Annotated in this window: 8 protein-coding genes; 4 read left to right on the top strand and 4 right to left on the bottom strand. The window is 29.2% G+C overall.

Annotated elements, in window-relative coordinates:
- Positions 1-7: 7 nt before the first annotated feature.
- Genes tmk through rsmI form a run of 3 tightly spaced genes read left to right on the top strand, consistent with a single transcriptional unit; the run spans position 8 to position 2302 of the window.
- Positions 8-652, top strand: coding sequence for a dTMP kinase (gene tmk, locus AC0B4K_RS00225; RefSeq protein ID WP_465102643.1), 645 nt, complete (start codon positions 8-10; stop codon positions 650-652).
- A 2-nt stretch (positions 653-654) separates the two neighbouring features.
- Positions 655-1578: a hypothetical protein gene (locus tag AC0B4K_RS00220; protein WP_465103322.1), complete on the top strand. Its 924-nt coding sequence runs from the start codon at positions 655-657 to the stop codon at positions 1576-1578.
- Positions 1571-2302 carry a 16S rRNA (cytidine(1402)-2'-O)-methyltransferase gene (gene rsmI / locus AC0B4K_RS00215; protein ID WP_465103321.1) on the top strand — a complete coding sequence of 244 codons (732 nt, stop codon included), beginning with the start codon at positions 1571-1573 and terminating at the stop codon, positions 2300-2302. Before AC0B4K_RS00220 ends, rsmI begins: the two co-directional genes overlap by 8 nt.
- A 104-nt stretch (positions 2303-2406) precedes the next feature.
- Here rsmI and AC0B4K_RS00210 read toward each other — a convergent pair whose 3' ends face one another.
- The 3 genes from AC0B4K_RS00210 to AC0B4K_RS00200 all read right to left on the bottom strand — a co-directional run bounded on the left by AC0B4K_RS00210 (position 2407) and on the right by AC0B4K_RS00200 (position 8129).
- Positions 2407-3564, bottom strand: coding sequence for a trigger factor-related chaperone (locus tag AC0B4K_RS00210; protein WP_465103320.1), 1158 nt, complete (start codon positions 3562-3564; stop codon positions 2407-2409).
- A 68-nt stretch (positions 3565-3632) separates the two neighbouring features.
- The gene (locus tag AC0B4K_RS00205; RefSeq protein WP_465103319.1) at positions 3633-6017 is read right to left on the bottom strand and encodes a phosphoketolase family protein; all 2385 of its coding nucleotides are present in this window, start codon (positions 6015-6017) and stop codon (positions 3633-3635) included.
- Positions 6018-6596: 579 nt separating this feature from the next.
- Entirely contained in the window at positions 6597-8129 is a 1533-nt protein-coding gene (locus AC0B4K_RS00200) for a transposase family protein (protein WP_465103318.1), read from the bottom strand.
- 338 nt (positions 8130-8467) lie between these two features.
- Here AC0B4K_RS00200 and tuf point away from each other — a divergent pair, with 338 nt between their 5' ends.
- Positions 8468-9655: an elongation factor Tu gene (gene tuf, locus AC0B4K_RS00195; RefSeq protein WP_465103317.1), complete on the top strand. Its 1188-nt coding sequence runs from the start codon at positions 8468-8470 to the stop codon at positions 9653-9655.
- A 54-nt stretch (positions 9656-9709) separates the two neighbouring features.
- On the opposite strand, the gene mip is transcribed toward tuf, so the two are convergent.
- Positions 9710-12199 carry an Ig-specific serine endopeptidase MIP gene (gene mip, locus AC0B4K_RS00190; RefSeq protein WP_465103316.1) on the bottom strand — a complete coding sequence of 830 codons (2490 nt, stop codon included), beginning with the start codon at positions 12197-12199 and terminating at the stop codon, positions 9710-9712.
- Between the last annotated feature and the right edge of the window lie 2 nt (positions 12200-12201).

Below are 12201 nucleotides of genomic sequence, written 5' to 3'. Positions count from 1 at the left end.
ATAAGATATGTTTATTACATTTGAAGGTTTAGATGGTAGTGGTAAAACTACAGTGCTTAAAGAATTCTCTAAAAAACTTAGAGAATTCTTTCCAACTAAAGAAATAATAGAAACAAGGGAACCAGGTGGCAAAGATCTTGTAGTTGCAGAAAAGCTCCGTGAAATTATATTAGATCCAAGTAGTGATCTATCTCCTGTGGTTGAGGCTATGCTTTATTCAACAAGTCGCAGAATTCACTTAGAAAAAGTGGTTTGGCCGTCTTTAGAACAAGGTAAAATAGTTGTTTGTGACCGTTACATTGATAGTTTTTATGCATATCAAGGATTTGCACGCGATTTAGGGTATCAATTTACCAAGGATTTAACAAATCTTATAATCAATAAGTCAATTCCTGATATTACAATTTTTTTAGATATAACTCCTGAGGACGCTAAAAAACGTAGAGATAGCTCAAGACTTTTTGAAGATCGCTTAGAAAATGAAAAACTGGAATTTCATCATAAAGTTGATCAAGGATTTAAACACTTAATTAATGAAGATCCAAAGCGTTTTGTAGTGGTAAATGGGTTGAACTCTCCTGAAGAAGTTTGTGATGAAATTTTTGAAAAACTTAACAAGAATCAAAAGTTCCTTGATTTTATCAACAATTAATTATGCAAAATATTTATCAAAAAATTAATAAACTTATAACACAAAATAAACTAGCACACTTATACATATTTGATACTAAGAAAATCTTTAATGCAAAAGCGCAAATTGCTAAGCTTATTTTTATATTAAATGACCAGGAATTACCTGATACAAATCTAGAAAACTTGGATCTACAATCTTTATTCCCAAATATTTACTATTTAGATGGAAGTATTGAAAAACTAAAAAAAGATACAATAGAATCTTTTTTTAATAATTTGATACTTAATAACATTGATTCAAAATATAAATATAAAATAGCTATTATTGAAAACTTAGAAAATGCTCAAAAAGAGTCATTAAATAAGATTTTAAAAGAAATCGAAGAGCCTTCTGACAATATTGTTTTTTTTCTTTTTTCCAAAAAACCAAAAGAACTATTACCAACAATTTTATCAAGGGCGCAATTACTTCAATTAGAAACTGACAATGATGAAATATATACTAATGATAGTTTTGGTGTAATTGCAAAATCTTTTTCAAATTATGATCAAAAATTAATCCATGAATATAGTTCACAAGACTATGAAGATTTATTTTTAAAATACACTAAAACACTTAAAAATATTATTAAAAATAAATCTAAATTTAGTTTGCTATATTTAGATTTAAATGAAGATTTATCCAAAGAAAACCATAATAAAAATAAATTTATTTTAAATATTTTAAAGTATGCAATTTTAGGAATTCAAGACAACTCTAACTTTAATAAAAACAAATATATTATGCAACTAAACAATTTAAAAAAAGATTTGTGAAATTCATATCCAATGGTTGGTAATTGAATTAAAGATATAAATAACTTCTTTCAATCTTTAAAACTAAATGCTAATTTTAAAATTCAGAAACAAGTTTTATTATTAAAATTAGGAGAAGTAAATGACTAAGATTTATATTGTGGGCACCCCCATTGGTAATTTAAATGACATAACATTAAGAGCCCTTGAGACATTAAAATTTGTTGATGTAATCGCTTGCGAAGATACAAGAGTCACACAAAAATTACTTGATAAGTTTCAAATAACTAATAAAAAATTAATTATTAATAATGCTTTTACAGAATCCAAATCTGTAACAAAAATAGTTGAATTAGTTCAAGATGGCAAAAATGTAGCAATTGTTTCTGATGCAGGAATGCCAGCAATTTCTGACCCAGGTTTTAGTATTATTACATTTGCAAGAAATGAAAATATTCCTGTAGAATTTATTCCAGGTGTAAGTGCTCCAATCTTAGCTTTTGTCGGTTCAGGTTTTAGTAATACTTTTACTTTTTTAGGTTTTGTCAAAGATAAAACTACCCAAAGAATTAAGGATTTTCAAACTTCAATTAAAGAGTTTAATCATACCTATATTTACTTTGTTTCGCCTCATAAATTATTAAACGTATTACAAGATCTTTATGCTGTCTTTAACGATTCAATTAAAGTATCCTTAGCTAAAGAATTAACAAAAATTCATGAAAATTGATTTATTGATAACCCCTCTAATTTAATTAAATATTTATCTAGTCTAGAGACAATTAAAGGTGAATTTACTATGTGCATAATGTTGCCCAAAGATAAACATAAAAAAATAAATAAGTATCAACACTTTTCAAAACACAAAAATTAATTAAACTAGGAAAAATATTTAGATAACTTAAAACCTAGCAGAAAATCCTTTTCTGCTAGGTTTTATTATTTGTAAAATTTAAATACTATTTAATAACAAATATTTTACTTTTCTTGTTTTTTGTCTTGCAAGATAATATATTTTTCAAAAGCAGGAATAAAAGCGTTGTTTTGTTCTTTTAATAATTTATGCGCTAATTTTTTCATTAACACAGCATCAGCTGCACGCCTCACATCAACTTGATTATTATTTGGATTATTTAAAAATGATTGCACTCTCTTAATCTCATAATCTAATTCTTCATTCGTGATGCTCATTTCAAACACTTTTGCAACATAATTAAACCAAAAGTAATTTAAAATTGAATTTTTAACAATTTCGTATTTGTTACCCGTAAAATCTGGAGCAAAATTAAATGCTTGAATATCACTTTGAATTAATTCTTCAGGTAATTCAATTTCTTTGTTAGCTTGACGAATGCTATCAATTACTCTTCAACCATATTCAAATAAAGCTTCACTAACAATTTGTTCCATTAATGAATCATGGATAAATTCTTTAACATCTTTTAAGGTATTAATATTCTCAATCCCTATTTTTGATGCATTTAAGTCTGTAATTGGTTCCTGAACCATTTTAAATACTTGTTTAACATTAATTTCTAAGTTGAATTCGGGGTTAGGCGCAAAAGTAAATGTTTCACCATTTTTCTTTGTTAAAATAACATATTCAAGGTTTTCTTGCGGAACATCTTTTGAAGCAATAATTTCAAAATGTTGAGATGAATTATTTTTAACGTCTTTCACCTCCAACACAACCACATCGCTATGTTCAATTTCTGACCCATCATCTTTTGATTTTCTAAATTTAAAGTTGGTAATATATTGCTCAGTAAATGATGCAATTTCTAGTTGATAATTTGGTCTTAAATTGAACGGAAGCATTTTGTATGCATCATTTGTAAAGTCTTTTATGTCATCTTTATCTATATAATATGATTTAAAATCAAAACTAAGTTTGTTAATATCAACAGTTTTGTTAATAACCATTGGCCTAAAATAAAATACATAATCATTAACTTTTTGAGATAAAGCATGAAATTCATTATTAATAGCGACTTGGATATATCCATTTGATGCAAAGTCTAAAATTGCTTGTTGGTTAACTTTTTGCTTTTGATTTTCTAAAAACTTTAATGATTCATTTTGAATCTTAATTCATTCATTACCTTCAACGGTAATATTTTTAATTGTATGTTTCATTATTCTCCTAATCTAATAATAATTATATAAAAACTATCCAAATTATATGGATAGTTTTTTTATTATATTTATTTTCTGTTAAGACCTTCCCATTTTCAGTATCTAACTTCATCAATATCAATACCAACTTCTTTAATATATTTATTGTGGTAAGCAACTTTTTGTTCCATTAAGTTAACAAAGTCTTTTGCAGCTTCACCATACACAGCTTGGGCAGCAGTTTGAGAAATATGGAATCTGTCCATTTCTGACATTAAACGAATATCAAATGATGTTGTAATATCACCATGTTCTCTGTAACCATGAATAAATAAGTTGTGGTTTTGACGTGAGAAGAAGATATCTCTAATTAGTCCTTCAAATCCGTGGAATGCAAATACAATAGGTTTATTTGTTGTAAATACACTATTGAATTCAGCGTCAGATAATCCACGAGGATCAATGCTTTGGTGTCTTAATTTTAATAAATCAACTACATTAACAAATCTAATTTTAAGATCTGGGAAATGTTTGTTAAGAATTGAAATAGATGCTAAAGCTTCTAAGTTTGGTTCAGTACCTGATGCCACAACAACTAAATCTGGTTCTTCACCAGGTTTTGTAGTTGAAGCCCAATCAATAACTTTATAACCTCTTTCAACCAATTCTTTAGCTTCTGCAACTGAGTAAAATTGTTCGCGAGGTTGTTTAGAAGCAACAATTAAGTTAATAACATCTCTTTCTCTAAATGCTTTATCTAGAACAGCTAATAAAGTATTAGAGTCAGCTGGTAAGTATTCACGAATTAATTCTGGACGTTTATCAGCTAAGTGTCCTAAGATACCAGGATCTTGGTGTGTATAACCGTTATGATCTTGTTGGAATGCTGTTGAAGTAGCAATAATATTTAATGAAGGGTAATCTTTTCTTCAATCAATTTTACGAGCTTTAACAACTCATTTCATGTGTTGAGTAAGCATTGAGTCAACTACTCTTAAAAATGATTCATATGAAGCAAAGAATCCGTGACGTCCAGTTAATACATAACCTTCTAAGAATCCCTCTGCTTGGTGTTCAGATAATTGTGAATCAATTAATCTACCAGCAGGACTTAAAAATTCATCTAATTCTGGATCAATTTTTTCCATTCATTGTCTATTTGTTACTTTGAAAATATCAAATAGTCTGTTTGATTTAGTTTCATCAGGTCCAAAAGCACGGAAGTTAGTTGGGTTACGTTTGATCATATCTGCAAATCATGTTCCGGCTGTAACCATGTCTTGTCCTTTAATTTCTCCAGGTTTTGAAAATTTAAGAGCAAAATCTTCTCAATTTCCAAAGTTAAGAAGTGTAGGATTTACACCACCATTTGCAACTGGGTGCATTCCCATTCTCTTCAAGCCTTTAGGAGCAATTTCGGCAAATTCTTGTTTAAATGAACCATCTTTATTAAATAATTCATGTGGACGATATGACATTAATCATGTCTTTAATTCATCCATCATTTTTGGGTTCTCTGATGTAACAGGCAATGGAACTTGGTGAGCTCTAAAACTTCCTTCATAAGTTAAGCCATTGATCTTGTTTGGTTGTGTTCAACCTTTAGGTGTTCTTACAATAAGAGCAGGTCAAATTGGTTTTTTAGCTTCTTCAGCTGGTTTTAATCTAGCTTCTGCTTGAATTTTTTTAATTTTTTCAATAGCTAAGTCAAATTTCTTAGCCATTTGCTCGTGAATGCCGACTTGATCATTGACATCAGCTTCTACAAAAATAGCTTCCCAACCATAGCCGGCTAACATGCTTTCAATTTCTTTGTTAGATTTTCTTGCAAAAATAGTTGGGTTTGAAATTTTACCACCATTTATGTGTAAAATTGGTAATACAGCACCATCGTTAACTGGGTTGATAAACGATGTTGCAAATCATCCTGCTGCTAATGGACCAGTTTCAGCTTCTCCATCTCCAATAACAGTAGCCGCAATAATATCTGGGTTGTCCAAAATAGCTCCTGTAGCATGTGAAAGTGCATATCCTAATTCACCACCTTCATGAATTGAACCTGGAGTTTCTGGTGCCGCATGTGATGCTGTTCCACCAGGGAATGAGAATCTTTTGAACATTTTAGTAAGACCATCTAAGTCCTTTGTAATTTCTGGGAATAATTCTGTATAACTTCCATCTAAGTATGAGTTAGAAATCATAACTTGTCCACCATGTCCAGGACCTTCGATGTAAAACATTTCTAAGTCATATTTATTAATAACACGGTTTAAGTGTGCATAAATTAAGTTTTGTCCAGGAATTGTTCCTCAGTGCCCAATTGGGTACATTTTGATATCTTCTGGTTTTAGTTCTTCTAATAATAATGGGTTTTTTCTTAAGTACATTTGACCAACAGATAAATAGTTAGCTGCTCTCCATCAAGCGTGCAATTTGTCTAAATATTTTTTGTCGTCAAAATTTGATTTATTCATATTTTCTCCTTGAATTTTGTGATATAAAACAACATATAGATAACTTCAACTAAATCTATATGTATAAATATTTTACCGAATTTTAAAATATTAATAAATAAAAAAGCAATTAAAGACTAAAAATTTGCTAAGGTACAATTAATAAATTCATTTTTTTAATACTAAAAACTAGATATTTAAACCTGTAGAATAACTACTTTTTTGAACTACATTTTTAATTTTCTGCCCAGACTGTTGGGGTTAATCATTTTTTTATTTTTTGATTTATATTATGATGCTTTTGTTACAAAAAAAAGATAACGAAAAAACAAAGAAAAAAAATTTTTTTCTTCTTTGGCAACTAAATTGGAAAATTTATATATTTTTTGATGTTTTTACTGTCTAAAAAATTAAGACATAATTATGCATATTGTTAAATTAACTATAAAATTTCAAAATGAAGCAAAAAGATTTTTAACCCCCCGCCCTTGATTGCAATCAAGGGGGCCTTACTTTTGAAAAAGTAAGCAAAACTTCCAGAAAACACGTGCCCGTGTTTTCTATTTTTATTATTTTCTTTTTTATTAAAAAATATTAAAATTAATATGCATCAATTTTTATTTCATCATTGATGCTTCTGTGTAATGTTCGAAGTATCTCTAAATACTCAGCCATAATCTTATTGGCTTCAAGGTTATTTCCTTGTGCATTCACAGAGACACTATTAAACTTTGAGATGTATAATTCAAGAGTTTTAAAAAATGAGTTTGTTTTCTTATGGATAAATGCTAGTTTTCCAACGGCAGGGATAGAATAATCTAAACCTTTCTCAAGAGCTCACATTTCTGTAAAGCTTAGATATTTTCCATTAGGTTCTTTGGCAAAGTATTTTTTTCCATTATATTTAAAATACAAATTATCATCAGAACAATGTACTAACACAACATCAGAATTATAAGGAAATATAATCCTTTTGTCATGCATATCGAAAGCTGCAAGGTTTTTACCTTGGTATCTAACAACACCATTTAAAACTTTTCTATTAATCTCTAAATCAACGGCTCAATTGCCGTTTTTCTTTCCTTCTTTTTGAAAGACATTATGTTTAGAAATTATTTTTTTATTCCTCGTGTTGTAATAATTTTGAAATACTTCGTTATTTTGCTTTAAATCATTAATATCTTTATATCCGTTTTCATGAATTAATAATGGGTATTGATCTAATGATGTTCTAAAAGATCTCTCAACGTGAGGTTTATGTTTGGGATTAGATGAACTGAGTACTTCTATTCCTTTTTTATTTAAATCTTTTTCAAAAATTGTTTGTGCGTTTTCGTTTCCCCAAAAAGTTCTTCTTTTATCAGTATAAATTTTCTTTGGAAATCCATATTTCTTAAATACTATTTCTAACAGTCTTTGATATCCTAATGTTGTTTCTTGTTCTTCAAATCATGCTGCTAATAATGTTCCAGTAGCAACATCAATTGCATGATAAAGATAGAATGGTTTATTATTTTTTAAATATGGTTCAAGCTGAGCATCGATTTCAACAATTTCACCAAATTCTAAATTTTTCTTTAGACCCAAAACTTGTCTTTGTTTTTCATTTTGTTTAATTTGTTTATAATATTTTTTTAATAGCAATGTTGTCTCTTGTGAAGTTTTCTTCTTTGATATTTTTGCTATTTTTCTTCCTCTTTTGGTTGTATGTATATTAAATAATCCTAATTGGTTGAATCTTCTTACCAAAGTTTTGTAAGAAATTTTTTGCCTTATAAAAGAACCATATTCTGAATAATAATAACTTTTAAACGAAAGTTGGTTATTTGTTAGAATGCTATTTAAAATAATTTCACATGTTTTTAAATAATCTTTAAACACTAATTCAATTTCTGAATCGGTAACTTTGCAACTTCTTTGTTGATTTTTATTTTTATGACTGATGTCAATTTCTTGATTACTTTTTATTATTTTTTTATATCTTTTTACAGTTGATACACTAAGGTTTGTAATTAAACTAAGTTGAGATAAAGATTTTTCAATATTAGCAGCAATTAATATGAGAGATTGCTGTTTTTTTAGTTCGTAGTTTGTTAAGTTTTTGTACTTATCTATGTTATGTTTGATTCTCATAAATAATTTATACCATATTTTAATTAAATTAGTTCACTTTCGGTGGGATTTATATATGGACCTAAATAGTTGTCATTGGACAATTAAATTTTTAGTAATTTTTAGCTGTTTTAATTCTAATTTTTTTCTGGTATAATTACATATAACTTAATAAATACATTAAGCAATACTAGTATTAAAATTAACGCTAATAATAATATTTTAGTAAAACAATATACTAAAAATTATGGACAGGATCTAGATGTAAGACTAGACTAAGGTTGGTTTTAGCGCTAAAACATACATTAATAAAAATTATATATAACAAAATAAATACAAATTTCAGAAAGGAATAAAAAATGGCAAAATTAGATTTTGACCGTAGTAAAGAACACGTTAACGTTGGTACTATTGGACACGTTGACCACGGTAAAACAACATTAACTGCTGCTATTGCTACAGTTTTAGCTAAAAAAGGATTATCAGAAGCTCGTGATTATGCTTCTATTGATAATGCACCAGAAGAAAGAGCACGTGGGATTACAATTAACACCTCACACATCGAATATCAAACTGAAAAACGTCACTATGCTCACGTAGACTGTCCAGGTCACGCTGACTACGTTAAAAACATGATTACCGGTGCCGCTCAAATGGATGGGGCTATCTTAGTTGTTGCTGCAACAGATGGACCTATGCCTCAAACTCGTGAACACATTCTTTTATCTAAACAAGTTGGTGTTCCTCGTATCGTTGTTTTCTTAAACAAAGTTGATATGTTAGAAGGCGAAGAAGAAATGATCGAATTAGTTGAATTAGAAATTCGTGGTCTTCTTTCAGAATATGGATTTGATGGAGATAATGCTCCAATTATCCGTGGATCAGCTTCAGAAGCTTTAGCTGGAAATGCTAAATATGAAGAAAAAATTATGGAATTAATGGATGCTGTAGATACATACATCGAAACTCCAGTTAAAGAATTTGAAAAACCATTCTTAATGGCTGTTGAAGACGTTTTCACAATTACAGGACGTGGAACTGTTGCAACAGGACGTGTAGAACGTGGAACTTTAAAATTAAACGATGAAGTTGAAATCGTTGGACTTAAAGCTACTAAAAAAACAGTTGTTACAGGAATTGAAATGTTCCGTAAAAATCTTAAAGAAGCATTGGCTGGTGATAATGCAGGATTATTACTTCGTGGTGTAAACCGTGATGAAATTGAACGTGGTCAAGTTTTAGCAAAACCTGGTTCAATTATCCCTCACACAGAATTCGAAGCAGCTATTTATGTTCTTAAAAAAGAAGAAGGAGGGCGTCACACTCCATTCTTCAAAAACTATAAACCACAATTCTACTTCCGTACAACAGACGTTACTGGTGGAGTTGAATTCGAAGCTGGACGTGAAATGGTTATTCCAGGTGAAAACGTTAACTTAAAAGTTAAATTAATCGCTCCTATCGCGGTTGAAGAAGGAACAAAATTCTCAATTCGTGAAGGTGGACGTACAGTTGGTGCTGGTTCAGTAACAAAAATTATTAAATAATTTTGTTGCAAATTTATATCAAAAAACTACAAGTTTTCTTGTAGTTTTTTTCTTTTAGCTATTTTTAAATTTAAATTCTTCAGGAATTGTATTAAGTCCATTAGGGAATAGGTGTGTTTTAAGATTTGGATTTTCTTTTAATAATGCTTCGCGGTATGATTTACCTACTTTTTGATCCTTCCCGCCTCCATAAATAACATCATACTGAGGCAAGTTGTATGAACCATAAAGTTCTTGGTAATTGAATCCTTCTGATCTAAAAGCGGCGGCAATTCCTGTTAATGCTGATTGATTTACACTATGGAAAATTCCAACGAGTTTATTTTCCTGGTTTCTAACTGAAGAACCTGATGCACCACCACCGGGAGCAAAACGTCTTGGCATATATCCTAGATTCATAGCAACATATTCTTTACCATCATCCGAAGAACGGTAAGCACCAGCACCAGATAGTGGGGCACTTAAAAATTGATCTACAATACCTGGTTTATCAATAAAAGTACGATATCCTAGTGCATATGATAGTCCGTATCCTAATTCATAATTTAATTTAGATGCTTCATCATTAGTTGGGCCAGGCTTTTTGTAAAGATCGTATGAAGCATTAGTTCACAAACTATAGGTATTTTTTGCATTTGCAATCAATACTTCATCTTCATATTTATCTAAAAAGAAGTCAAAAAATCCATTTGCTTGAGTTTGCGGATAACCAAGTGCAAATAAACTGTCATATTCACGTAATTTTTGCAATTCATTTTTATTTAATGATAAAGGTATGTCAATTTTTTTGTAGTTATGTAAATAATCATAATTAACAAAAGATATTTTTTTATCATTTTTATCTGCATAATTATTAGTAATACTTCTAATTTGTTCTTCGGTGAAGTTGGTTTTGCTAAAATCAACTTCGAATACTGCAAAGTCAATGAATTCTTTTTTATCAAATGTTTTATCAGCTAAAAAGTCAGATGGGTCTTTTTGTAAATAATCACGACCATCAAAAATACGTTTTAGTGAAAGTTTATTATTCCCAGCAAAATCTAATGATACATATCTATCATCATGAGGTACAGTTTCCAATTTTTGATAAAGTGATGGGTTGTTTTCATTTAAAACAGTTAATTGGAAATTTTCAAAATTATCTTTATCCATTCCGTCAAGTACGTGTAAATTAGTTGCAAAATAAAATTTCTTAGGATATTGACCTTGGGGGACTAATTCATGGTCAATAATTCATGCAGTACCTGCATGAGGTGTAACACTACGGTATCAATTTTCCAAGTGTCTAAAGTTAGTTGTTTCTTTAACTCTTTTAGTAATATTTACTTTTGTTTTTTCGCTTAATCCTGTGGTATTATTCATTTTATCTAAAATAAGATTTTGGCGACCAATAATATATTCATCATACAAGGAAGAAGCTTGTTGATAATCTGAATTTTCAGCTAATATTTGATTTCAACCTTGGGAAATTAATTCATCGACAACACCAGGGGTCTTAATATTTCTGTCTAGTTTATCTTTTAGCTCTTGTTTTTTAGCAGAATCTTTTATTTTTTCAAATAAATTGTGAACTAATTTATCATCATTTTTTAAGATTTCTTTTGCTAAGTTTCTTTCTTGTTCATTAATAGAAACAGATCAATTGGTTAGTTTAAATTGATATGTTTGAGTTGCCATGGTTGCATATTGTTCATTAGTAATAGTTCTGGCTAAACCAATATTTTTAAATGTTTCCTTGTTGTATCCATCTACCCATGAATAAGTTTTTGGTGCCTCAGCTTTTTGCATATTTAAACCTATAAAATTTCCAGCCTCATCATATTCAGGAATTGTCATTCCTAAACGATTAGATCTATCATAAGTTGGAACCCCTAATTCATTAGCTTTAAGATCAAACTTTTGCTTATCGCTAGTTTTTATATTTGTTTCTCTTAATTGGGAATTTCTCGCAAGACCTTGGTCGTATTGTTCCATGTCCTTTTCATATCTTTGTTTTTGTGTAGAACTAACATATTTACCTCACTCAGATTGTGAGGCGCTTCGCTGTTGAATTATAAAATTATTTTCAGCTTTAAAACCAGATACTTCAAAATTAAAATATTCTTCAGTATCTCTATAACTAAAGATTAATCTAACTGTATTTTGTTCAAGCGACACTGCATTTACAAAGAAAAACTTGTCTGAATGAGCTTCTTTAAGCGAAACTTCAAGTTCATTAGAAGCAAGTTGATCACTAAATTGTTTGCTTGTTAATTGTTGTTTAAAATTACTTGAATCAATAAAAGAACCATTAACTTTAAATAATTCTTCAAAACTTTTCCCATTTACATATTCTTTTACAGATTGTAATGTAGGGAGTTGTGTTTTAAAAATATTTGGATCAACTTCTCGAAGATTAGATCCACCACCATTATCAGGAGGATTAGGTGTATCATTATTTGGCGGTACTAATGGTTCACTTGTACAACTTGTTAAAACAAGAAAACCAAATGCACTTAAAACAGCGCTATTCATTAATAGAAATTTTTTATTTATTTTTTTCATTT

This window comes from Mycoplasma sp. 11548 (genome assembly GCF_055523555.1).
Note: the sequence above shows the minus strand (reverse complement) of the source record. Positions and strands in the feature narration are given on the sequence as shown.